General features: G+C 30.9%; 16 protein-coding genes. 13 read left to right on the top strand and 3 right to left on the bottom strand.

What is annotated here, in order from left to right; translation table 11 throughout:
• Positions 1–77: 77 nt before the first annotated feature.
• The 4 genes from Q0820_RS14065 (at position 78) to Q0820_RS14050 (ending at position 7,564) form a co-directional block, all read left to right on the top strand.
• Entirely contained in the window at positions 78–4,469 is a 4,392-nt protein-coding gene (locus tag Q0820_RS14065; protein ID WP_298488437.1) for a translocation/assembly module TamB domain-containing protein, read from the top strand.
• Positions 4,470–4,618: 149 nt separating this feature from the next.
• Positions 4,619–5,605 (top strand): 6-phosphofructokinase, encoded by a 987-nt coding sequence (gene pfkA / locus Q0820_RS14060; protein WP_298488435.1) that lies wholly within the window; start codon positions 4,619–4,621, stop codon positions 5,603–5,605.
• Positions 5,606–5,628: 23 nt separating this feature from the next.
• Positions 5,629–6,630 carry a type I glyceraldehyde-3-phosphate dehydrogenase gene (gene gap / locus Q0820_RS14055; RefSeq protein WP_298488433.1) on the top strand — a complete coding sequence of 334 codons (1,002 nt, stop codon included), beginning with the start codon at positions 5,629–5,631 and terminating at the stop codon, positions 6,628–6,630.
• An 82-nt stretch (positions 6,631–6,712) separates the two neighbouring features.
• Positions 6,713–7,564, top strand: a complete 852-nt coding sequence (locus Q0820_RS14050; RefSeq protein ID WP_298488431.1) for an N-acetylglucosamine kinase — start codon at positions 6,713–6,715, stop codon at positions 7,562–7,564.
• A gap of 6 nt (positions 7,565–7,570) precedes the next feature.
• Here Q0820_RS14050 and Q0820_RS14045 read toward each other — a convergent pair whose 3' ends face one another.
• Together Q0820_RS14045 and Q0820_RS14040 are read right to left on the bottom strand one after the other, a co-directional pair.
• On the bottom strand, positions 7,571–7,951 hold the full coding sequence (locus Q0820_RS14045; RefSeq protein ID WP_298488429.1) for a RidA family protein: 381 nt from the start codon (positions 7,949–7,951) through the stop codon (positions 7,571–7,573).
• A 20-nt stretch (positions 7,952–7,971) separates the two neighbouring features.
• Positions 7,972–10,680 (bottom strand): putative LPS assembly protein LptD, encoded by a 2,709-nt coding sequence (locus Q0820_RS14040; protein ID WP_298488427.1) that lies wholly within the window; start codon positions 10,678–10,680, stop codon positions 7,972–7,974.
• Positions 10,681–10,812: 132 nt separating this feature from the next.
• Here Q0820_RS14040 and Q0820_RS14035 point away from each other — a divergent pair, with 132 nt between their 5' ends.
• The 9 genes from Q0820_RS14035 (at position 10,813) to Q0820_RS13995 (ending at position 21,822) form a co-directional block, all read left to right on the top strand.
• The gene (locus tag Q0820_RS14035; RefSeq protein WP_298488426.1) at positions 10,813–12,165 is read left to right on the top strand and encodes an N-acetylmuramoyl-L-alanine amidase; all 1,353 of its coding nucleotides are present in this window, start codon (positions 10,813–10,815) and stop codon (positions 12,163–12,165) included.
• A gap of 58 nt (positions 12,166–12,223) precedes the next feature.
• On the top strand, positions 12,224–13,186 hold the full coding sequence (locus tag Q0820_RS14030; protein ID WP_298488425.1) for an MlaD family protein: 963 nt from the start codon (positions 12,224–12,226) through the stop codon (positions 13,184–13,186).
• A gap of 12 nt (positions 13,187–13,198) precedes the next feature.
• Positions 13,199–14,521, top strand: coding sequence for a (Fe-S)-binding protein (locus Q0820_RS14025; RefSeq protein WP_298488423.1), 1,323 nt, complete (start codon positions 13,199–13,201; stop codon positions 14,519–14,521).
• 95 nt (positions 14,522–14,616) lie between these two features.
• Complete coding sequence (locus tag Q0820_RS14020) at positions 14,617–15,411, top strand: (Fe-S)-binding protein (protein WP_298488420.1); 795 nt, start codon at positions 14,617–14,619, stop codon at positions 15,409–15,411.
• 14 nt (positions 15,412–15,425) lie between these two features.
• Positions 15,426–15,908, top strand: coding sequence for an ABC transporter ATPase (locus tag Q0820_RS14015; protein WP_298488418.1), 483 nt, complete (start codon positions 15,426–15,428; stop codon positions 15,906–15,908).
• Positions 15,909–16,014: 106 nt separating this feature from the next.
• On the top strand, positions 16,015–18,924 hold the full coding sequence (locus tag Q0820_RS14010; protein ID WP_298488416.1) for a glycoside hydrolase family 3 N-terminal domain-containing protein: 2,910 nt from the start codon (positions 16,015–16,017) through the stop codon (positions 18,922–18,924).
• A gap of 16 nt (positions 18,925–18,940) precedes the next feature.
• Positions 18,941–20,080, top strand: a complete 1,140-nt coding sequence (gene bshA, locus Q0820_RS14005; protein WP_298488414.1) for an N-acetyl-alpha-D-glucosaminyl L-malate synthase BshA — start codon at positions 18,941–18,943, stop codon at positions 20,078–20,080.
• A 7-nt stretch (positions 20,081–20,087) separates the two neighbouring features.
• Entirely contained in the window at positions 20,088–20,516 is a 429-nt protein-coding gene (locus Q0820_RS14000; protein WP_298488412.1) for a hypothetical protein, read from the top strand.
• Positions 20,517–20,640: 124 nt separating this feature from the next.
• Positions 20,641–21,822 carry an OmpA family protein gene (locus Q0820_RS13995; protein ID WP_298488411.1) on the top strand — a complete coding sequence of 394 codons (1,182 nt, stop codon included), beginning with the start codon at positions 20,641–20,643 and terminating at the stop codon, positions 21,820–21,822.
• Between the two features lie 25 nt (positions 21,823–21,847).
• On the opposite strand, the gene Q0820_RS13990 is transcribed toward Q0820_RS13995, so the two are convergent.
• A complete protein-coding gene (locus Q0820_RS13990; protein ID WP_298488410.1) occupies positions 21,848–22,855 on the bottom strand; it encodes a GNAT family N-acetyltransferase in 1,008 nt (335 codons plus the stop codon).
• Positions 22,856–22,866: the final 11 nt, after the last annotated feature.

The following is a 22,866-nucleotide window of genomic DNA, read 5'->3' as shown; positions in this document are numbered from 1 at the left end:
TTATCAAAAAACTAAGAAAAATACTATTACGAATACTAATTGTACTTTTAGTTACATGTGTTTTAGGTACCATTATTTTGGCTTTACCGTCTGTACAAACTCGCTTTGCAGAATACGCAACAAAAACTATCAATAAAAAATATGGAACTAATATAAATATTGATCGTTTAGGAATTTCTCTAATATCTTGGAAAGCTTCTTTAAAAGGGGTGTATGTAGAAGATTATGAAAAAGACACTCTTTTTTATGTTACAAATTTAAATACATCCATCTTAAGTGTACAAAACCTTGTGAACGGAAAGTTTGAGTTTGGTACAGTAAAAATTGATAGCCTTAATTTTAAACTAAAAACCTACAAAGATCAAACAGATACTAATCTAGATATATTTGTAAAAAAACTAGATACTAAAGAAAAAGACCCGAACACTCCACCATTTTATTTGTCAGCATCGGAAGTAGAAATTTTAAATAGCGACTTTAAGCTAATTAATGAAAATTTTGAAAAAGAAGAGCTTTTAGATTTTAAAAAAATAAATATTGCTTCATCAGATTTTAGTATTGAAGGACCCAATGTAGGTACGGCAATTCACGACCTTTCTTTTCATAGTGGTAGGGGCATAGATGTGTATAAGCTCGAAACCGATTTTAACTACACAAAACAACAAATGCGTTTTGATTCTTTAAACTTAAAAACGGAAGCTTCTAATTTAATAGGAGAATTAGTTTTTAATTATGAAAGAGAAGATTTTGCAGACTTTTTAAACAAAGTAAAAGTAGAGGCAACCTTTACAGATTCTAAGGTTTCTTTAGATGAAATAAATAAACTTTATAATGAATTTGGATCTGGTAAAGTGGCTACGTTTTCTACTACGCTTAATGGTGTTTTAAACGATTTAAATACGGAAGAACTTTTTTTAGTTACAAATAATACAGGAATTAGGGGCGATTTTAATTTTAAGAATCTTTTTTCAAGAAAAGACCCTTTTAAAATGGTTGCTAAGATTAAAAATATTACCTCTAGCTACTATGAAATGAGAGCTTTAATGCCCAATGTACTAGGGAAAACATTACCAACTTCGTTTCAAAAATTGGGTCAGTTTACTATTAGAGGAAATACCACCGTAGAAAAATCTGCAATAGAAGCCAAAATAAATTTAAATACTAATATAGGTAGCTCTTATGCAGATGTAGTGTTAACAGATATTAATAATATTGATAATGCAACCTACAAAGGTTTTGTGTCTTTAATAGATTTTGATTTAGGTGGTTTTATAGAAAATGAAACTGTAGGAAAAGCTAATTTAGATTTTAATATAGAGGGAAAAGGGTTTGTAAAAGAACATTTAAATACAGAAGTAATAGGGGATCTTTACTCTATAGAATTTAATAAGTATACCTATAAAGATATAAAGGTGTCTGGGCTTTTAAAAGAGCAACTTTTTGATGGTTCTTTGGTTAGTAATGACGAAAACTTGAAGTTTAACTTTAAGGGACTAGCAGATTTTGAAGAAGGGCGTAACAATTTTAACTTTATTGCATCTGTGGGCTATGCAAACTTAAAAAAGCTAAACTTTATTAACGATAGCATTTCTATTTTTAAAGGAAATGTAAATATGGATATTACGGGAAATACTTTAGATAATTTAGTTGGGGATATAAAGTTTTCTAAAACTAATTTTAAAAATAAAAATGACACCTATTATTTTGAAGATTTTAAAATATCTTCCAGTTTTGAGAATGATAGCATCCGTATTATTGATATAAACTCTCCAGATATAATTACGGGGTATTTAAAAGGGAATTTTAAGGTAAAAGAGTTGGGGAGGGTAGTGCAAAATTCCTTAGGCAGTATTTATACTAATTATAAACCTTTTAAGGTTTCTAAAGGGCAAAGATTAACCTTTAATTTTAAAATTTATAACAAGATTGTCGATGTATTTTTTCCAGAAGTAAAGTTTGATCCTAATACTTTTATTAGAGGGAGAATAAATGCAGATGATGGCGATTTAAAACTAAACTTTAAATCACCTAGTATAGTAGCCTTTGGTAATGAGGCAGATGGGATAGAGTTAAAAATAGATAATAAAAACCCTTTGTATAATACCTATGTTTCTGTAGGCGATTTGTCTACTCCCTATTATGATGTTAAGGACTTTAATTTAATAAACACCACATTAAAAGATACTTTATTCTTTAGAACAGAATTTAAAGGAGGGAGTGAGTATAACGATACGTATAATTTAAATTTTTACCACACTTTTAATAAAGAAAATAAATCTGTAATAGGTTTAAAGACTTCAGATATTAGTTTTAAAGGTAATACTTGGGTTTTGAATAAAGCTGGAGATGCTAAAAATAAAGTAATTCTTAATAGAACATTAGATAGTATTACAATTCAAGAAATTGTAATGAATAACAGTAAAGAAGAGCAAATACGTTTAAAAGGGCAATTAGCAGATTCTACTTATAAAGACTTAGAACTGCAGTTTAAAATAGTTTCATTAGACAAAATAACACCAGCTATTGATAGCCTTAAATTAAACGGACAGGTAAATGGTATCTTAAATATATTACAAAAGGATGATATTTATTTGCCATCTTCTAATTTAACTATTTCAGATTTTAGTATTAATAAGCTTCCTTTGGGAGACCTGTCTATAGGTATTGTTGGTAATAGAGATTTAACAGATTTTTCGGTTAATTCTCAGCTTACAGAAAATGGAATAGAAAAGTTAGGAGTGGTTGGCAATGTTCTAAATACAGGGAAAATGCCAGAGGCAAACCTTTTAGTAAATTTTGGTAATTTTAAATTACAGCCCTTTAGCCCTTTAGGAGAAGGTGTTATTGGGAACATACGCGGAAATTTAAATGGTAGTGCACGTATTACAGGTCCTGCAAATAATCCAGAAATTAATGGCTTACTGTCTTTAGATGATGCTGGTATAAGTATTCCTTTTTTAAATGTAGATTATTCTTTTGCACCAAACTCTAAAGTGCGCTTATATGAACAAACTTTTGATTTTGAGAATATAAATTTAACCGATATAAAAGCGGAAACCCAAGCAACAATAGATGGTACAATATCGCATAGATATTTTGATAACTGGGTTTTAGATTTAGATGTGGATACAAATAATAACCGTTTCTTAATTTTAGATAAAGAGTTTGATGAAGATCAGCTCTTTTATGGGACAGGATATTTAAATGGAACAGGACGTATTTATGGGCCAACTACAGCATTAAATATTGATGTAATAGGTGCAACGGCTAAGGGTACTTCGTTAAAAATTCCATTAAGTGATGTTGCTAGCTTAGGAGATTACTCTTTTATTAATTTTGTTAGTAAAAATAAAGGAAGAGATGCTGCGGATGAGAAAGTTTTAAAAGATTATCAAGGATTAGAGCTAAAATTTGATTTAGATATAACTCCAGATGCAGAAGTAGAAATAGTAACCGATCAAAAAACAAAGAGTTCTTTAAAAGGTACAGGAGCAGGTACCATATTAATGCAAATTAATACCAGAGGTAAGTTTGAAATGTTTGGGGATTTTGTTGTTGTTACAGGCCAGTATCATTATAAGTTTGGAGGTATAATAGATAAAACATTTATTGTAAAGCCAGGAGGAACAATTAATTGGGAGAGGGATCCTTTAGCAGCACAATTAAATATGGAAGCCGTTTATTCTTTAACTGCTAACCCAGCGCCTTTGTTAGATAATGCAGGTACAGCAACTAGAAGAATACCTACAGATGTAGTTATTAAGTTGTCTGAAGAATTAGAAAGTCCTAAAATAGATTTTGAAATAGAATTTCCAAGTACAAATTCTATTATCCAATCCGAATTGGAATATAGATTGCAAGATCCAACCGTAGAAGAAAAAAATGCCTTGTTTTTATTAGCGCAAGGCTCTTTTGTTAATGATCAATCTGGAATTAACCAACAAGCAGTTACTGGGAATTTGTTGCAATCAGCATCAGGATTATTAAATCAGGTTCTGAGCGGTGATAGTGATAAGTTTAATCTTGGCTTATCGTATGAACAGGGCATCATAGATAAAAGCGCAGATATAGAAACAGATGATAGAATTGGCTTAACAGTATCCACAAAAATTAGTGACCGAGTATTAATTAATGGTAAGTTTGGAGTTCCTGTAGGTGGTTCTAGTGAAACCGTAGTAGCAGGAGATGTAGAAATACAATTGTTGCTTAATGAAGAAGGAACTTTAAGTGTTAAGTTTTTTAATAGAGAAAATGAAATTCAAGAGTTTTTAGCAGATCGCCAAGGCTATACTCAAGGGGTGGGTTTATCTTATGAAGTAGATTTCAATAATTTTAAAGAACTTATTCGGAAAATTTTAGGAAAAGATAAAATTAAAGAAGAAAAAGAAGTAGCTCCAACTTCAATTATGGGAAAAGATAGTCTAATAAGATTCTATAAAAAGACGCCCGAAAATCCAATTTTGCGATAAATTAACTTCAGTTTTTAGTTATATTTTTTGAGAATAGAAATTATTTTCAATACGAAAACGTTATAGCCCGTATCCTCTTGAAAATTAATGCTTACAAGCCGTAATTTATTAAATTAAGTTTGCTAATTTCGTGCATATATAAGATTAGAATGAGCACAAAAATTCAAAAAATAGGCGTTCTTACATCTGGAGGAGATTCTCCAGGAATGAACGCAGCAATACGATCAGTTGTTCGTACTTGCGCATATCATAAAATTAATTGCGTAGGAATCTATAGAGGATATCAAGGGATGATTGAAGGAGACTTTAAACCTATGGATGCTCGTAGTGTAAACAATATTATAAATAAAGGAGGTACAGTTCTTAAAAGTGCTAGATGCATGGATTTTAGAACTAAAGAAGGAAGAAGTGCTGCACATCAACAATTAAAAGCAGAAGGAATTGATGCTTTTGTTGTAATTGGTGGTGATGGTAGTTTTACAGGAGCTATGGTTTTTAACCAAGAATATGATTTTCCTGTAATAGGAATTCCTGGTACTATTGATAATGATATTTTTGGAACCACATTTACTTTAGGTTTTGATACCGCTTTAAATACCGTTGTAGAAGTTATTGATAAAATTAGAGATACAGCAAGTTCTCACAACCGATTATTCTTTGTGGAAGTAATGGGAAGAGATGTTGGTCATATAGCTTTAAATGCAGGAGTAGGAGCAGGTGCTGAAGAAATTTTAATTCCAGAAGAAGATTTAGGGTTAGAACGTTTAGTAGAATCTTTAAAAAGAAGTAAAGAGTCTGGTAAATCTTCAAGTATTGTAATAGTTGCAGAAGGGGATAAAACAGGTAAAAATGTTTTTGAACTTAAAGAATATGTAGAAAAGCATTTACCAATATATGATGTACGTGTTTCTGTATTAGGACACATGCAAAGAGGAGGCTCGCCTTCTTGTTATGACAGAGTGTTGGCTAGTAGAATGGGAGTAAAGGCGGTAGAAGCTTTGTTAGAAGGGAAAACTAGTTTAATGGTTGGTATTCAAGACAATCAACTAATACTTACTCCATTAGAAATGGCAATTAAAGGCCATACTAAAATAGATAAAGAGCTTATTAGAGTATCAGATATAATGACAACATAAATTAATTAATATAAAGTAGAAACATGTCAAATTTAAAAATAGGAATTAACGGATTCGGTAGAATAGGTAGATTAGTTTTCAGAACCACTGTAAAAAGAGGAGATGTAGATGTAGTTGCTATAAACGATTTATTAGATGTAGAACACTTAGCATACTTATTAAAGTATGATTCTGTTCACGGAAAATTTGATGGTACTGTTGAAGTAAAAGATGGTAACCTAGTTGTAAACGGAAAAACGGTAAGAATTACAGCAGAAAGAGATCCAAAGAGTATTGGATGGGACGCTGCTGGTGCAGAAGTTGTTGCGGAGTGTACTGGTATTTTTACAACTTTAGAAAAAGCGCAATTACACATTGATGGTGGTGCTAAAAAAGTGGTTATTTCTGCACCTTCTGCAGATGCTCCAATGTTTGTAATGGGAGTTAACCATACTGAGGCTAAAGCGTCAGATTTAATTGTGTCTAATGCATCTTGTACAACGAACTGTTTAGCTCCAGTTGCTAAAGTTTTAAATGATAACTTTGGTATAGAAGAAGCATTAATGACTACTATTCACGCAAGTACTTCAACGCAATATGTTGTAGATTCTCCTTCTAGAAAAAATTATAGATTAGGTAGATCTGCAATTGCAAACATTATTCCTTCTTCTACAGGTGCAGCAAAAGCGGTAGGTAAAGTTATTCCAGAATTAAACGGAAAATTAACTGGTATGGCTTTTAGAGTTCCAACACCAGATGTTTCTGTAGTAGATTTAACGGTAAGAGTTAAAAAAGAAACTTCTTACGAAGAAATTAAAAAGGTTTTTAAAGCTGCTTCTGAAGGTGCTTTAAATGGTGTTTTAGGATATACTGAAGAAGATGTAGTTTCTCAAGATTTCGTAGGAGAAGCACAAACAAGTGTTTTTGATGCTGGAGCAGGAATTGAGTTAAGCTCAACGTTCTTTAAAATCATATCTTGGTATGATAATGAAGCTGGTTATTCTAATAAATTAGTAGATTTAGCACAACACGTAGCTAGTTTATAAGTATATAAATTATTGGTACAATTTTTTCCTAAAAACAAGGTTTATATCTTGTTTTTAGGATTGTTTTTTAAAAGTTTATAATATGATATTAATTGTTGATAGTGGAGCTACAAAATCGGATTGGATAGCTTTAGATGAAAAAGGAGAAAAACTTTTCTTTACACAAACTTTAGGATTAAGTCCAGAAGTTTTAACAAGAGATGTTATAGAGGATAGGTTAGCAAATAACTTTGAACTTTCAAAAAACAAGGAAGCTGTAACTCATTTGTTCTTTTATGGAGCAGGTTGTGGTACAGACCGTATGCGTAAATTTTTAAAAGAAATTTTTGCAGATTACTTTCCTAATGCAAAAGCAGATGTTAAAGAGGATACCTATGCTGCTATTTATGCTACAACAAAAATTGGTGATCAAGGAATAGTTTGTATTCTGGGTACAGGTTCTAATTGTAGTTATTTTGATGGGCATCAATTATTTCAAAAAGTTACCTCTCTTGGTTACATTCCTATGGATGATGGTAGTGGAAACTTTTTTGGAAGAAAATTAATAAGAGATTATTATTTTCATAAAATGCCTGCAGATTTAGGAATTAAGTTTAGTAAAGAATATGATTTAGAGGCCGATGTTATTAAGGATAATTTATACAAACAGCCTAACCCAAATACCTATTTAGCTAAATTTGCTCGTTTTTTAATTGAGAATAAAGAGCATCCATATTGTAAAGGAGTTATAGATAAAGGTTTTCAGCAATTTATAAATAACTACGTAATGCAATTTGAGTTAGCTACAAAAGTACCAATTAACTTTGTTGGTAGTGTTGCATACTTTTTAAGAGAAGAATTAAAAACTGTTTTAGAAAGAAACGATTTAATCGTAGGTGTAATACGTCAAAAACCAATTGATGGTTTGGTAGAATTTCACAGACAAACTTTATAGAGTAGTTTATTTTACTGCAATCATAGAAATTTCGACATTTACAAATTTAGGTAAATTTGCAACCTCTACGGTTTCTCTAGCTGGTGCTGTTTCTGGATTAAAATAAGTGCCATATACTTCATTTACATCTGTAAATTGGTTCATATCGCTAAGGAAAATAGAAGACTTAACTACGTGTTCAAAAGTCATACCTGCTTCTTCAAGTATCGCTTTTAAGTTTTCCATAGATTGTTTAGTTTCTTCTTTTATATTGCCTTCTACTAGTTTTCCTGTAGAAGCGTTTATTGGTATTTGTCCAGAAATATATAATGTGTTTCCGCTTAATATTGCTTGATTGTATGGTCCTATAGGAGCAGGAGCTTTAGCAGTTGTTATTATTTTTTTCATGATTTATTTTTTTAAAATTATTACCTAACTCGTTGACTTCTATTTTCCCATTTAAGGTCTTTAAGAATAGAACTCTTTATACCAATGAAGAAATACCACCTCTTGTATTGGCCAAATGGCGTCCAGTTAAAACGTAAGGTAAAACTTTTTAAATCTCTCTCAAACCGTAATTGTGTAAGGGTAAATCCGTTATTTTTAAAATCGTAACCAGAAGAGCCCCCAACCTTCCATCTCGGAGATAATTCTATATCTCCAGAGAACATTAAAGAGTGGCTACTAAATTCATTTTGTCTTGCTGTATTGGCGTAATTGGCAGAGTAAGCCAAACGAAAGTTCCATGGTATTTTTGTTCCAAAAATAGGGTTGTCAACATCATCACCATCTCTTTTATCATCGTCATCTTCACGGTATCTTTCATCATTAAAATCATCCCCTTTTCCAAAAAGGTCATCAGTTCTACCACCACTAGAAGCTACATAGTCAAAAGGGTCTGGTTCGTCTTCTTCCTCTTCATCTTCTTTCTTTCCAAATGTTTTACTATCAATTGAGTAGGATACATTTACATTAGCTCTAGTTAAACGTAATAAGCTACCTCCATTATCTATATTAAACTTATTAAAGCGTCTTCCAGCATTATCAATAGCATAAGGGTCCAAACCTGCAGAAAAGTTAATAGACATTTTGTTGTCTAGAATATTGGTTCCCCCATTTACACTTAGAGGGCTTAATCTTAAGGAGTCTGACTCAAAATTATATCCTGTAGATATATTAAAATTACTTAAGATTGGTACTTTTTTAGCTTCAGTTGCAGTAGAATCTTTATCGGTTACTTTTGCTTCTAAGGTATTTGCTAAAGAAAAACTTAAACTATTAGATTGTCCTAAACTAGGACGACCAAATTGAGAGTTCTCAAATCTGGTAAACTGTACAGCACCGTCTGGGCCAATATATTCATCATAAAATTGCTCAAAAGAAGGGGCGTAGCCGTAGCTTAAAGATGGTCGCATAACATGGCGTATGGCTTGTATTTTTTTGTCTTCTCCAAAGTTAAAAGTTCCATAAAGAGTAGTTCCTATGCTGGCACTTAAACTATACTTATTAAAGCGATCAAAACCACTAATAGTATCTGTTACTACCACTTCATTCTCAAAATCATAACTCTTATCTAATGTTTTAAGAGCCCAAACATCTTCATACCTACCACCAAGACTTACACTAAAAAATTTTGCAACTTTAAAGTTTGTGCTAATTGGAATAGAATGTTGTGCCCCAACCTTAGCATTGTCAAACATTTCACTTTTAAAAAAACCATCATCATCTGTAACAATAGTATTTCTTGCGTTAAGATTGTATTGAAAATTTATATTTTGAATAATCCCTTTTTTTATACCATCTCTTTTTGCAAAAGGAAAAATACGCTCCATACTTGCTTGTAAGGTTGGTAGTGTCATATTAATAACTTCTGTATTTGTGTTTTGACTGTGCGTAGCCGATAAACTCATATTTACAGAAGGATATGCAGGGAAAGTCTTAGAATAGGATATAGAGGATGATAAATTATTATTTTGCGTGTTTGGTAAGTTTTGTTGTTGTAGTGAATTTCTATAGTAATTACTACTACCAAGATTTACAGAGGCAGAAAACCTAGAATTTGGACTAGATTTTGTGTCTTGAGAATGAGAAATTTGGATGTTATAATTTGAACTTCTACTATAATCATCAAACCCTTTTTGGCTAGTTACTTGGTTTTCGTACCTAATATTTACATTACCACGGTATTTGTATCTTTTTGCATAAACAGATTGGGTTCTTACACCATAACTTCCATTGGTGTAAAAACTACCATTAAAAGTAATATCTGCTACTTCTCCAATAGGAACATAATAGCCTAAATCTTGTAAAAAATAACCAGTATTAGGGTCGTTACCAAAAGTTGGCATCATAATACCTGCAGATCGCCCTACAGTTAAAGGGAAATAGGCAAAAGGCAATGCAATAGGGGTAGGAACATCAGCAATGTATAAATTACTAAAACCTGCTATTACTTTTTTCTTTGGTACAAATTTGGCTTTTCTAATACGAATGTAATAATCAGGATTAATGGTATCTGCAGAAGTAGTTAGTTTTCCTTCGCTTAGAAAATAAACCGAATCGTTTTCTTTTTTTGTAATATTAGCATAAACTTTCATAGCATCACTACCTAGTGATCCAGCAGCAGCTTGTTGTTCTGTTCTAGAATTCCAAATTAGTGCTTTTTGAGTGTCAAAATTAAACCGAATTGAGTCAGGAACCACCTCATTAGTACCTTGTTTAAAAAATGGAGTTTGGGTATAATTTCCTAAAGAATCTTTTAATCTACCAGCATATACTTCATTTTTTATATAATCCATTATTATAACACCAGCTTTAAGTTCTGTATCTTGATAATAGATTTCTGCTTCGTTATATAAATATATTTTTTGGTCTTTTTGGCTAAGTTTTACATAGTCTTTTGCTTTGTAAGTAATTTTATCTAACAAAAGAGCAGGCTTTTTATTTAGGCTGTCTTGGAGTATAGAGTCTCTTTCAATGCTATCTCTTTCTACTGGTATAGGAAAGAGTGGAGCGGTAATAGAATCTGCTTCGGCTTTAATAGGTAAAGTAATGACTTTATCCTCTTGCGCATGCAAAGAAATTAGGCTTGCAACTAGCAAGAAAAAGAAAAGTAAATAATGTTTATTTGATTGCAAGGCTATATATCCTATTTTTGTAAAAGGTTTGGCTCGACTTTTGGAGTTCAAACATACATATATTTTTTGTTCCTTTTGTATGGTATTACAATAAATTTAACCTTATTAGGAACTATTAATTAGAATACAAATATGAAATTTAAATTATTTTTTCTTTTACTAATAGCTTTTTTAGGGGTTTCTTTTTCTTCTTATGCCTTGTCTACTGAGGTTTTACAGCAAGAAGACCCATTTATTGTAGTTTTAGATGCGGGGCATGGAGGTCATGATCCTGGTAATTTAGGAAATGGGTATTTAGAAAAAAATATTGCATTAAATATTGTTTTAAAGGTAGGGGCAATTTTAGAGCAGAATAAAGATGTTAAAGTAATTTACACTAGAAAGGATGATACTTTTATAGATTTATTTGTTCGTGGAGAGATTGCTAATAAGGCAAATGCAGATCTTTTTGTATCGGTTCATTGCGATTCTCATACCTCTGATGCTCATGGTGCTGGAACTTTTGTTTTAGGGTTACATGCTAACAAACAAAATTTTGAAATAGCTAAAAAGGAAAACTCTGTAATTTATTTGGAAGATAATTACGAGACTAGATATGCTAATTACGATATTAATTCTCCAGAGTCAGTAATAGGGTTAACTATAATGCAAGAAGAATTTTTAGATCAGAGTATTGCGTTAGCAAAAATTATGCAAGAAAATTTCTCTGTTAAATTAAAAAGAAATGATCGTAAAGTAAAACAGGCTGGTTTTATAGTGCTACATCAAACTTTTATGCCAAGTGTTTTAGTAGAAACTGGTTTTTTAACAAATAAAGAGGAAGGGGCTTACCTTAATTCTAAGCAAGGACAATCTAAAATAGGAACTGCTATAGCTTCTGCAATTATAAAGTATAAGGAAGAGGTGCCTTCTAAAATTTCGCAGAATAATACAACTATATCTTCCCCTGTAGATAACACCCCTGTACCTGTTATAGAAGAAAAAATAAAAGAGGAACCGAAAAGAGTTATAGAAAAGGAGGTACCTGAAGTAGAAATTAAAAAAGAGCCTATTTTTGTAAAAAAGGACGAAGTTGTAGAAGTAAAAGAAAAAGAGGTTATTAAACCAGCTAAAGAAGTTATTAGGTCATCATCTGGAGTAAGAACACAAGTAGAAGAAAAAGAAATGCCAGAGGTTAAAAAAGAAATAGAAACCCCTAAACCAGTAGTTAAAAAGAATTATAATATTGTTTTTAAAGTACAACTGCTTGCTAGCGGAAAAAATATAGCTTTAGAAGCAGAAAATTTTAACGGCTTAAATGATTTATCAAAAGAACCAGTTAAAAATTTGTTTAGATATATGTATGGGAATACAGAATCTTATCAGAAAGTAAAATTATTAAAGAAAAATGCAGACTTAAAAGGGTATACAACCTCTTATATAGTGGCTTATAAAGACGGTGTTCGTATTCCTTTAGAAAAAGCACTTGTTTACATATCTGAATAAAAATAGCTGACATCAAAAAAATATTTTTAATTTTGTTAGGAACCCAAAATCCATTCGTTTGAAATTATCTAGAGAAATTAAAACAGGAATAATTGTTATAGGAGGTATACTTTTATTTATAATGGGGTTTAGTTATTTAAAGTCTACACCACTTTTTGATAATAACAATAAGCTTTATGCAATTTACCCTCATGTTGGAGGTTTGCAGCCGGGAACTCCAGTTTCTATTAACGGTTTTTCAGTGGGGACAGTAAATGACATTCAATTTAAAGACGGGATGGGTAATTTATTAGTAACCTTTACGGTTAATAAAGACTTTAGTTTTTCTAGGAATAGTAGAGCAGAACTTTATGATACGGGTATAATAGGAGGTAAAGGATTACAAATAATTCCGGTTTTTGATGATGCTCCTATTGCCAAAACAGGCGATACTTTAACAACAGAAACAAGGCCAGGGTTAACAGAACTTGCGCAGCAAAAATTAACACCATTATTTAAGAAATTTGAATCTGCGGTAACAGATGCAGATTCTGTTTTGTTAAACGTTAATAAAGTTCTAGATAAAAAAACTAAGAAAGATTTACAAACCGCTATCGCTGGTTTAAGCGATCTTATGGTTAGTTTAAATGGCAGTGCATCTGTCTTAAATAATATTTTAAAAAATAACGAGGATAAGTTAAATGAATCTTTAACAAACTTTGAGTCTCTAACCTCTAACCTAACAAGCATTACAGATTCTATAAATAATGCTGGCTTAGGGAGAACTCTTTCTAATTTGGAATCTACAGTTGCTAATTTAGATAAGCTAATGGCGAAAATAGATAAGGGAGATGGGACTTTAGGAAAATTAATGAATAACGAGGAATTGTACACGAACCTCAATAGTGCATCTAAAGAATTAGATTTATTACTTCAAGACTTTAGATTAAATCCAAAACGATATGTAAATGTATCTGTATTTGGAAAAAAACAAAAAGAATACACCGTTCCGGAGGAAGACCCTGCGGAAAATATAGAATAACTAACATTTTTTATGGAATATCTTTCAAATATTTTATTCGCAATCGTTTTAGTTGCGGGAATTGGATTTTTTACTAAAAACGTATTGCGTCTCTCTAGAAATATAAAACTAGGAAGAGATGTAGATGTAAGTGATAATAAATCTCAACGGTGGAAAAATATGGCCAAAATTGCCCTTGGTCAAACTAAAATGGTAGTAAGGCCTGTTGCTGGTTTTCTTCATATTATTGTTTATGTAGGTTTTATAATAATTAATCTTGAAGTTTTAGAAATAATTATAGATGGTCTTTTTGGTACCCATAGAATATTTGCATTATTAGGGAGTGTATACAATCTTTTAATTGGCTCTTTTGAGATTTTAGCTGTATTGGTAATTGTAGCTGTTGTTATTTTTTGGATTAGAAGAAATGTTATTAGAATAAAACGTTTTATAAACCCAGAAATGAAAGGATGGCCTAAGAATGATGGAAATATAATACTATACATAGAATTGGTATTAATGACTTTATTCTTGACTATGAATGCTGCAGACTACCAGCTTCAATTATTAGACGCTCCGCATTATACAAAAGCTGGAGCTTTTCCTGCAAGCCAGTTTATAGCCTCTTTATTTTCAGATATGTCTATCTCATCTTTAATAATATTAGAGAGAACCGCATGGTGGTTACACATCATCGGAATTTTATGTTTCTTAAATTATTTATACTATTCTAAGCATTTACATATTTTACTAGCATTTCCTAATACGTATTACGGAAGCGTTGAACCAAAAGGGAAGTTAAATAATTTAGAAGCTATAACTAAAGAGGTAAAATTAATGATGGATCCAAGTGCAGACCCTTTTGCTGCACCAACAGAAGATGCCTCGGTTCCAGAAAAATTTGGAGCGTCTGATGTTAAAGATTTAAGTTGGGTGCAATTATTAAATGCTTATACCTGTACAGAATGTGGTAGGTGTACCTCTTCTTGTCCTGCAAATTTAACTGGAAAAAAATTATCTCCTCGTAAAATTATGATGGATACTCGTGATCGTCTAGAGGAAGTAGGTAAAAATATAGATGCTAATAAAGGAGTTTTTGTAGATGATGGAAAACAACTCTTGGGAGATTATATAACTAATGAGGAGCTATGGGCATGTACTACTTGTAATGCTTGTGTAGAAGAATGCCCAGTAAGTATTAGTCCATTATCAATTATCCAGGACATGCGTCGTTATTTAGTAATGGAACAAAGTGCCGCTCCAGTAGAATTAAATAATATGATGTCTAATATAGAAAATAATGGAGCACCTTGGCCATATAACCAGATGGACAGGTTAAATTGGGTAGAGGAATAATAGGTAGTTGTAGCGTAAAAATTTAAAACATATTTTCTTTAAGTACTTTATAAGTGTTAAAGAAAACTGGAGTATTTATATAAAACATTGATTTTATGAGTAATGATAAACTAAGGGTTCCTACAATGGGGCAATGTATGGCAGAGGGCAAACAACCTGAAATATTGTTTTGGGTAGGTTCTGCTGGTAGTTTTGATGATAGAGCTAAGAAGATAACAAGAGCTTTTGTTAAGATATTAAATAAAGCCAATGTAGATTTTGCTGTTTTAGGAACAGAAGAAAGTTGTACTGGTGATGTTGCTAAACGAGCAGGCAACGAGTTCCTTTTTCAAATGCAAGCATTAATGAATATTGAAGTTTTAAACGGATATGGAATTAAAAAAATAGTAACCTGTGACCCTCATTCTTATAATTGTTTAAAGAATGAATATCCAGGCCTAGGAGGTAATTATGAAGTTGTACACCATACCCAATTTATTCAGGATTTAATAAATTCCGAAAAATTAAATGTTAGCGGAAGCCTTTATAAAGGAAAACGCATTACATTTCATGACCCTTGTTATTTAGGAAGAGCAAATAATGAGTACAATGCACCAAGAGAAGTTCTTAAAAATACAGATGCAGATATTGTTGAAATGAAAAGGCATAAGCAAACTGCATTATGTTGTGGAGCTGGTGGAGCGCAAATGTTTAAAGAGCCAGAAAAAGGAGATAAAGACATTAATGTACTAAGAACAGAAGATGCACTTAGCACAAAACCAAACATTATAGCAACAGGCTGTCCTTATTGTATAACTATGATGACAGATGGGGTAAAAAATAAAGAAAAAGAAGACACAGTTAAAGTAATGGATATTGCTGAAATTATAGCAACTGCAGAAGAACTATAATATTAAATTAAAAAATGTTAGTAGATTTTAAAGAATTACCTAATTCCTCTAGAGTTTGGATTTACCAATGCAGTAGGTCTTTTTCTGAGCAAGAATTAGCAGATATAAATAAAGATTTTAAAACTTTTATTTCAGATTGGACAGCACATGGAAGTGATTTAAAAGCAGGGTTTGAAATTAAGTATAATAGATTTATAATTTTAGCTTTAGATCAATCTTTAAATGCTGCTACAGGTTGCTCTATAGATGCCTCTGTGCATTTTATTATGCAACTAGAGAAAAAGTATGATGTGCTTTTATTAGATAAAATGAATGTATCTTATAAACAAGGAGAATATGTAGCATATAAACCTCTTATAGATTTTAAGAAAATGGCAAAAGAGAAAGCAGTTTCTTTAAAAACAATTGTGTTTAATAATTTAGTTACAAATAAAGGGGAGTATTTAGAACATTGGGAAGTGCCTGCATCAGAAAGTTGGCATAGTAGGTTTATGTAATATCCTTTTGGTATAGTACTTGCTTTATTATTTAAAACTACTTTTTAAAAAGAATAAAATGCAATAATGTAAATTCTTTTTAGTTATTTTCATACACGAATTTTATATGCGTTTTAATCTAACCATTTTTCTTTTATTTTTTTACTTCTTAAATGCACAAGGACAATCTAATCCTTTAGTGGCTAGAGATAGTATGGCACAGCAAAGGTGGGTAAATCTTACCTACGAGAAGATGTCACTAGAAGAAAAACTAGGGCAACTCTTTATGGTTAGTATAGCTTCTAATCAAAATAAAGCAAGTATAGAAAAAATAAAAACCTTAATTAAAACTGAAAAAATTGGAGGTGTAATATTTTCAAAAGGAGGACCAGTACAACAAGCAAAACTTACAAATAAATTTCAATCGTATTCAGACTTACCATTATTAGTAGGTATGGATGCAGAGTGGGGTTTAGCAATGCGTTTAGATTCTACCTACGCATTCCCTTGGAATATGACACTAGGAGCAATTAAGGATAATGCTGTAGTAGAAAAAGTTGGTAGACAAATAGGAAAGCACGCTAAGCGTATAGGCGTGCATATTAATTTTGCGCCAGATATAGATATTAATACCAATCCTAAAAACCCTATAATAGGAAATCGTTCTTTTGGGGAAGATAAATTTAATGTTGCAGCAAAAGGTATTGCTTTTATGCAGGGAATGGAAAGTGCTGGTGTTCTTTCTAGCGGTAAACATTTTCCAGGACACGGAGATACCTCTGTAGATTCTCATTTAACACTACCTACTATAAATTTTACGAAAGAAAGATTAGATAGTGTGGAGCTTTATCCATACAAACAGCTTATAAAATCAGGATTAAGTAGTGTAATGGTTGCGCATTTAAATGTGCCTGGATTAGAAATAAAAAAAAATCTACCTTCTTCTTTATCAGAACAAATTATAACTGGAATATTAAAAGAGAAATTAAAATTTAAAGGGTTAATTTTTACGGATGCTTTAAATATGAAAGGTGTTTCTACGCAAGGAAAAAATGGTGACGTAGAATTGGCTGCATTTATGGCAGGGAATGATATTCTTTTAATGCCAACTGAAGTGCAAAAGGCAAAAGAAAAATTAATAAAAGCTTATAAAAAAGGTAGAATTTCTGAAAACAGATTGGCATATTCTGTGAAGAAAATTTTATTGGCAAAATATAAAGTTGGTTTACATAAGTACAAACCAATAGCAACCAAAAATTTATATAATGACTTAAATGCATTAGAAGACGATTTAATTTATGAAGAGGCTATTGAGAATGCCATTACAGTAGTTAAGAATAAGTTTTATTTAATGGGTATTAAAAAACTTGAAAATAAAAATATAGCTTATGTAAAGTTTGGAGACGCAGATCATAAACCATTTTTAAACGAACTTAATAAATATGCAAAAGTTACTCATATACAAGGAAACGATGTTGCAACATTTAAAAAGAAATTAAAACCGTATAACTTAGTAATCATAGGGCATCATAGGAGTAATGAGAGTCCATGGAAAGCTTATTCGCTAAATAAGAACGAGAAGAATATTCTCCAAGAGATAAGTAAAGAAAGAGGTTCTAATGTAATATTAAGCGTATTTACAAAACCATATGCACTTCTGAATATAGATTTGAGTTTTATAGATGGTGTTATAGTAGGATACCAAAATAGTAAAATTGCCCAAGAAAAAACGGCGCAAGTAATATTTGGAGCAATAGCAGCAAAAGGAAAATTACCAGTTTCTGCAAATGCTACATTGCCAGTTAATACTAGTGTAGAATTAAAGTCTTTAAAGAGGTTGGGTTATAGTATTCCGGAGAGAGTAGGACTTAGTTCTTCTAAATTAGCAGAAGTAGATAAATTAGTCCAAAATGGCTTAGATTCTTTAATGTTTCCTGGTGCTCAGGTTTTAATTGCAAGAAAAGGGAAGGTTATATTTAATAAAGGGTATGGGAAACCTACTTATAAATCTAACGAAAAAATTACCCCAAATCATATTTATGATTTGGCTTCCGTGACTAAAATATTAGCAACATTGCCTATGGTAATGAAAATGGAGCAAGAGGGTAAAATAAAATTGAATAATACCTTTCAAGAATTAATACCAGCATACGCAGATACAGAAATAAAAAATGTAACCGTTTTAAAAGCACTTTCGCATTACGGAAGATTACCAGCATGGATAGCATTTTACGTAAGTACATTAGATAAAAAAAGAAAACCATCTAAAGAGTTTTATAGAGAACAAAAATTACCTGGTTTTTCTATAAAAGTAGCCGATAATTTATACTTAACGGATGCATACAAAGATTCAATTTATAACAGAATAGGAAGACAAGATTTAAAATCTAATAGATACCGTTATAGTGATGTTTCTTATTATGTAATGAAAAAATATATAGAAGATACTTATAATAAAGGTTTAGATGAATTAGCATCAGATTTTATATATAAACCCATAGGAGCTTTCCAAACGGGTTATAATCCATTAGAAAACCATTCTAAAAAAGAAATAGTACCATCAGAAGAAGATACGTATTATAGATACCAAACCGTGCAGGGTTATGTACATGATATGGGAGCAGCTATGCAAGGTGGAGTAGGAGGACATGCAGGTCTTTTTAGTAATGCAAATGATGTAGCAAAGATTATGCAAATGTATTTGCAAAATGGCTATTATGGAGGAGATAGGTATTTAGACTCTAGAACAGTGAAAAAATTTAACACTTGTTATTTTTGTGACAAAAATGTTAGAAGGGGAGTGGGTTTTGATAAACCCCAATTGGAAAAGAGTGGACCTACCTGCGGTTGTGTATCTCGTAAAAGTTTTGGACATAGTGGTTTTACAGGTACTTATACTTGGGCAGATCCCGAAGAAGAAATAGTTTATGTGTTTCTTTCTAATAGAACATATCCTACAGCATCTAATACACTTTTAGTTAAATCTGGGTTAAGAACAAGGATTCAAAAGTTAATTTATGATGCTATTATAAATTAAAAGGTAGCTTTGTAAAATGAAGATAGCAATAGTATGTTACCCAACCTTTGGTGGTAGTGGTGTTGTAGCAACAGAATTAGGTATAGCGTTAGCAAATAGAGGACACGAAATACATTTTGTAACTTATAGACAGCCAGTTCGGTTAGAGCTTTTAAGTAACAATATCCATTTTCATGAGGTAAATGTTCCTGAATATCCTTTATTTCAATACCAACCTTATGAATTAGCATTATCTAGTAAATTAGTAGATACTGTAAAACTTTTTGGAATAGAGTTGTTACATGTGCATTATGCGATTCCGCATGCCTATGCTGGGTATATGGCAAAGAAAATGTTAGAAGAAGAAGGGCTTTGCTTACCAATGATAACAACCTTACATGGTACAGATATTACATTGGTTGGTAAGCACCCTTTTTACAAGCCAGCGGTTACTTTTAGTATTAATAAATCTGATGTAGTGACTTCTGTTTCGGAAAATCTTAAAAAGAGTACTTTAGAACTTTTTAATATTAAAGGAGAAATAGAAGTAGTTCCTAATTTTATAGACAAAACAAAATATAAACCCTCCTTTACAGATTGCCAACGTACTGCTATGGCAGAAGAAGGAGAAAAAATTATTACTCATATTAGTAATTTTAGAAAGGTAAAAAGAATTCCAGATGTAATTCATATTTTTAATAAAGTACAAAAAGAAGTTCCTTCTAAACTAATAATGGTAGGTGAAGGGCCAGAAAGAGTAAAAGCAGAGGCTTTATGTGAAGAATATGGTATTACTAATAAAGTAATTTTTCTTGGTAATAGTAATGAGATTGATAAAATTCTTTGTTTTTCGGATCTGTTTTTATTACCGTCAGAAACAGAAAGTTTTGGTTTAGCTGCACTTGAGGCTATGATAAATAAAGTCCCTGTAATATCTAGTAATACAGGAGGTATTCCAGAAGTTAATAGACATGGTGTTACCGGTTATTTAAGTGATGTAGGAAACGTTTCTGAAATGGCAGAGAATGCTATAACGTTGTTAAGTGATGATAATAAGTTAAACACATTTAAACAAAATGCTGTTGCAGTAGCTGAAGAGTTTGATATTTTAAATATATTACCGCTTTATGAAGCTATTTACCAAAGGGCATATGATGGTAGGTGCGAAAATAAATAATATTCTTATGAAAAATTTATTATTACTTATTTTAGTATTTGTAGTATCGTGTAAAGGACAGAAAAATATGATAACCTCAAAAGGTTCTATTGTTTTATTATTAGAAGATAATTATAGTGGATTAACCAAAAAAGAAAATATTATTATTAAAGATCAAAAAAGTTTAAAAAGCTTTTTTTCAAAAATTAATAAGACCAGAAAACCAGGAATTCCAGTTCCGAATGTAGATTTTAAAAAAGAGACTTTAGTTGTTGTTTGTTCGGGAGAACATAAGAACACTTTAAATTCTTCTTTGGAATTAACTTTAGAAACGGATGAAGAGATACAATTAAAAACAATTTACAATAAAGAAAAAAAGAAAGAAAAAGCTATTGTAAGTCCGTTTAAAATTTATAAAATACCTGTTTCTGATAAAGAAATAACTTTTAAAAAGTAGTTTTTTTATCTATTATTATTACCGTTAATCTTTCTACCGAATATCCTTGCTTTTAGAAGTTTATATTTTACCTAACATTTTACTTTTCATAATTTTACGGACAATAAGTTCCAAAATCTTAATTATGAAAAATATTAAACATTATATATTAATTGCTACGCTGTTTTTAAGTATACCATTTTTTGCGCAAGAAGAATTAAAATTAACAAAGAAAGATAGTATTGTAAAAAGTTCGTGGATGCTAGGCTTAGGATACAATTTTGTAGATGATTCTGGTGATGTTGCAGATGGTCTTTTTAATTTTAAAGAAGAGTGGAATGGATTAACTTTTCCAAATAGATTAAGTATAGGTCGTTATTTTAAGAGTGGTGTAGGGATAGAGGCAATAGCAACTTACAACAAATATAAAGAAGGTAAAGTAGTTGATGGGATAAAAGTAACAGATGTAACTGATTATTTAGGCTTTGATGCTCGAGTTTCTTATGATTTAAATAAATTGTTTGGAGAAACAGCTTGGTTTGATCCTTATGTAGGTGGTGGTATAGGATATACAGAGGCTAATAATGTTGGTAGGGGTACCTATAATGCTGTTGTTGGTTTTAGAACCTGGTTTTCTGATAAGGTAGGTTTAGATTTTAATTCTTCAGGAAAGTGGACTATGGGTTCTAACGAAGCAACTAACCATTTACAACACTCTGTTGGAGTTGTATATCAATTTGGTATAGAGAAGGGTTTATCTAAAAAAGGAGAAGAAAAGTTAGCCTTAATAGAGGCTCAAGAAACAGAGAAACAACGAGTGAATGATTCTATAGCTACTGCAAATAGAATTAAAGAAGAAATGCTGTTGGCAGAAAAATTAGCAAAGGAAAAAGAACAAGCAAGATTAGCTGCTCTTGAAAAAGAAAAAATAGAACAGGCTAAAAGAGAACGTATAGCTAAATTACAAGGTGAAATAAAGGATTATGGTTTGGTGTATTTTAGTTTAAATTCTTCTTATATTAATAGAAACTCTAGAAAAGTATTAGAGTCCTTAGCAGCCTTATTAAAGGAAACTCCAGATTTAAATTTAACAATTGCATCGCATACAGATTCTAGAGGTTCTTCGGGCTATAATAAAGAGCTGTCTCAAAGACGTGTAGAAACTACTAAAGAGTATTTAATTAAGCAAGGTGTAGACTCTTCAAGACTTATTACAAAAGCGTATGGCGAAGAAAAGTTGTTAAATGATTGTGGAGATGGTGTTTATTGTCCAGAAAGTAAGCATAAGATTAACAGAAGATCGGAGTTTATTGTTTTGGAGTTTTAATTTATAAGAACATAAAAGAAAGTATTTATACTTTTCTTAATAAAAGGTGTTTTTTTATTTTTTTTAAATAGTTCCTTAGAGGATGTTCTCTAAGGAACTGTTTTATTTTAAGGAAATATATGTTTTTATAAGCTGTTAATGTAGCTTTAAAAGAACTTGTGTCATATAAAATATGATGCTCAAAATGATAAGAAGTATTACACCATGTTTTTTTATAAGGAAAGTATCCTTTAGAAAAATCAAAAGTACTTATTCTATTGCTAAAGCACCATTCTAATTGTTTCATAAGCATAATGGTTCCTACATTATATTTAGAATATAAAGTGTCATATACTGTTGAGTCTCCAAAAAGTATATTGTTAGAGTTATAATTTACAGAAATACCAATAGGTTTAGCATCTTTGTAAACAACAAAAATACAAGCTTGTTTTTTAACAATTAAGTTATAAATTATATCTTTTGTGAAGTTAAAATTTTTAGGAATTAGCTTTCTGTTTTTAAGTCCTTTTTTCTTAAAACTTTTTATAGAAAGGTCATAAAAACATTCCATTATATAATCATATTTTTCTTTGGTTATTTCGCCAAAGTACATGTTATATTTAATATTAAAATTTTTTTCTAATTTTTTAGAATACCCTTTTATTTGCGACTTTTTTTTAGAATTAAACCTTGATGATAAATAAGATTTAAAAGAATCTACCTTATCTAAATCTATTAAATAGCCAATATATTCTCTAACGGGTACAATTTTTAAATTTGTAGAGGCTGTATTTGTGTTTATTTTAAAATAATCAGGAACATTAAATATTAATATAGTTTTTCCTTTTAACCCTTCAGAAGACGAAGCCCTATTTATTTTGTAATAATTTTGAAGAGTAAAACTACTTGTAGTATTATAATAAGTTTCACTATTTTTTTTCTTTAAAAAACTAGGGCCTAATAAATAATTAAATTCAGTAACATTTTCAGGGGTTGTAAAATGATTAATCCATTTTTCTTTAAAAATATAAGAATTGTATGGGTGGTTTTTCACTTTACGTTTAA

It is taken from the genome of uncultured Maribacter sp., from assembly GCF_947495965.1.
In the GTDB taxonomy this organism is placed as follows: domain Bacteria; phylum Bacteroidota; class Bacteroidia; order Flavobacteriales; family Flavobacteriaceae; genus Maribacter_B.
The sequence above is the reverse complement of the archived record's forward strand: the minus strand, read 5'-3'. Positions and strand labels throughout refer to the sequence as shown.

Bases quoted from the DNA above. Each gene is read 5' to 3' on its own strand.
- pfkA (WP_298488435.1), top strand. From the start codon at position 4,619: ATGAGCACAAAAATTCAAAAAATAGGCGTTCTTACATCTGGAGGAGAT.
- gap (WP_298488433.1), top strand. From the start codon at position 5,629: ATGTCAAATTTAAAAATAGGAATTAACGGATTCGGTAGAATAGGTAGA.
- Q0820_RS14050 (WP_298488431.1), top strand. From the start codon at position 6,713: ATGATATTAATTGTTGATAGTGGAGCTACAAAATCGGATTGGATAGCT.
- Q0820_RS14045 (WP_298488429.1), bottom strand. From the start codon at position 7,951: ATGAAAAAAATAATAACAACTGCTAAAGCTCCTGCTCCTATAGGACCA.
- Q0820_RS14035 (WP_298488426.1), top strand. From the start codon at position 10,813: ATGAAATTTAAATTATTTTTTCTTTTACTAATAGCTTTTTTAGGGGTT.
- Q0820_RS14025 (WP_298488423.1), top strand. From the start codon at position 13,199: ATGGAATATCTTTCAAATATTTTATTCGCAATCGTTTTAGTTGCGGGA.
- Q0820_RS14020 (WP_298488420.1), top strand. From the start codon at position 14,617: ATGAGTAATGATAAACTAAGGGTTCCTACAATGGGGCAATGTATGGCA.
- Q0820_RS14015 (WP_298488418.1), top strand. From the start codon at position 15,426: ATGTTAGTAGATTTTAAAGAATTACCTAATTCCTCTAGAGTTTGGATT.
- Q0820_RS14010 (WP_298488416.1), top strand. From the start codon at position 16,015: ATGCGTTTTAATCTAACCATTTTTCTTTTATTTTTTTACTTCTTAAAT.
- bshA (WP_298488414.1), top strand. From the start codon at position 18,941: ATGAAGATAGCAATAGTATGTTACCCAACCTTTGGTGGTAGTGGTGTT.
- Q0820_RS14000 (WP_298488412.1), top strand. From the start codon at position 20,088: ATGAAAAATTTATTATTACTTATTTTAGTATTTGTAGTATCGTGTAAA.
- Q0820_RS13995 (WP_298488411.1), top strand. From the start codon at position 20,641: ATGAAAAATATTAAACATTATATATTAATTGCTACGCTGTTTTTAAGT.